Raw genomic sequence first — 1,379 nt, 5'->3', positions numbered from 1 at the left:
GCGTGAAACAGCTTGTGGGGTATAAAACTCGCCTGCTTTTTTACCCGCACCTTCCGCAAACATCCCAATTAAATACTCATAAGCGTCCCCAATCACATCGCCATTGTGTTCAAATAAGTCAATCTCATCTAAAGCACGCAAGACCTCAGTAATCGTCACATTACGTTGTTGTGCATTTGAGCCTAATTTTGTGGAGTTTAAATCAATATCCGCAAACAATCCACTGAATTCTTCTCCTTGACGTTCCAACTCATTAAAACCTGCTTGTAAGTCGGTCAAGTTAAATTCATAGTTATCAGCTTTGAGGCGGTAGTGATAAAACAATTGATCGGGTTGGATAAAGTAGCCTTGTTTGGGTTGGATATTTTCGATTAAATCGTCTTTGTCTTCTTCGTACCATTCCATGAAGCCTGCATACTGAGTGGAACGTTCTGGGAAGGTATCTGTTTTGCCATTTTCTTGTTCATAAACTTCTCTCAGCTGCGCATCAGACAAGTACTTATAGAAAATTAATCCCAGTAAGTAGTTTTTATACTCACTTGCATCCATCTTCCCACGTAAGATATCCGCAGAAGCCCATAGTTGTTGATTTAAACCTGTCGCCATTATAATTCTTCTTTCCATTTTTGAAGTTGTTCAAAGTTTTGTTGTAGTCGTTCTTCTAAAACTTTTGTTCTTCTTCTGTATTTTTCACCCGTTTTGGCTTCAAACTCTTCTTTACTAAGTGTCATCGAATACAGTAAATGAGTTAAATAAGGGATCGTTTTCTTATCGCCTTGATATTCATTCATTGCAGACTGTAAAAAGTCGAAGGATAATCCAAATTCTTCGGCTTCTTTTTGAAGTTGTCTTTGAATTTCATTTTGAATCGAAGTCTCTTTTAATTGAGCCACATCGATCTCTTCAGTAGTATTGACGAGTTGATCTTTCAAGGTGTGATACATCTTTTGGATTTGAGGATCCTTTTGTTGGATTTCTTTTTCAAATTTTTCAACGGCCCCTGCTTCGTTTAATTGAATCGCTTTCAAAAGTTGATTAATATAAAAACTATCCACGATGTCTTTATGTGTCGCATTGAGCTGCGAAGAAAAAGCAATCTCTTGTAAAAGCTTCTCGAAGTCTTCCTCAGGATGCTCCTCATCCTCGATCATTTCTTTAATCTTTGTTTTAACATTTTCCGTTTTACCTTGATATTGTGGCATCTGCTCCACTACTTCTGAAAATGCTTCAAAGTCCTCTTCGTATTGATCATAGCTTCGGAGCGCTTTATAACTCTTTTCTAGCTTTTGATAAGCACTCACTTGCGCAATCATCGTTTTAAGATCATTGGGTTTATCCGATAGGTCGGCTTCGCTTTGTTTATAAAGTGTTGAACATTC

At 37.5% G+C, this 1,379-nt stretch carries 2 protein-coding genes; both read right to left on the bottom strand.

The genetic code is table 11. From position 1 onward, the window contains the following. The coding region (locus tag ABT160_RS47000) for a type I restriction-modification system subunit M N-terminal domain-containing protein (protein ID WP_351656578.1) at nt 1-606 on the bottom strand (606 nt) is incomplete at its 3' end. Continuing rightward, on the bottom strand, nt 606-1,379 hold a 774-nt coding region (locus ABT160_RS46995; RefSeq protein WP_351656576.1), incomplete at its 5' end, for a hypothetical protein. The genes ABT160_RS47000 and ABT160_RS46995, both read right to left, overlap by 1 nt.

Source organism: Streptomyces sp. NPDC001941 (assembly GCF_040296945.1).
Taxonomy (GTDB): Bacteria; Actinomycetota; Actinomycetes; order Streptomycetales; family Streptomycetaceae; genus Streptomyces.
The sequence above is the reverse complement of the archived record's forward strand: the minus strand, read 5'-3'. Positions and strand labels throughout refer to the sequence as shown.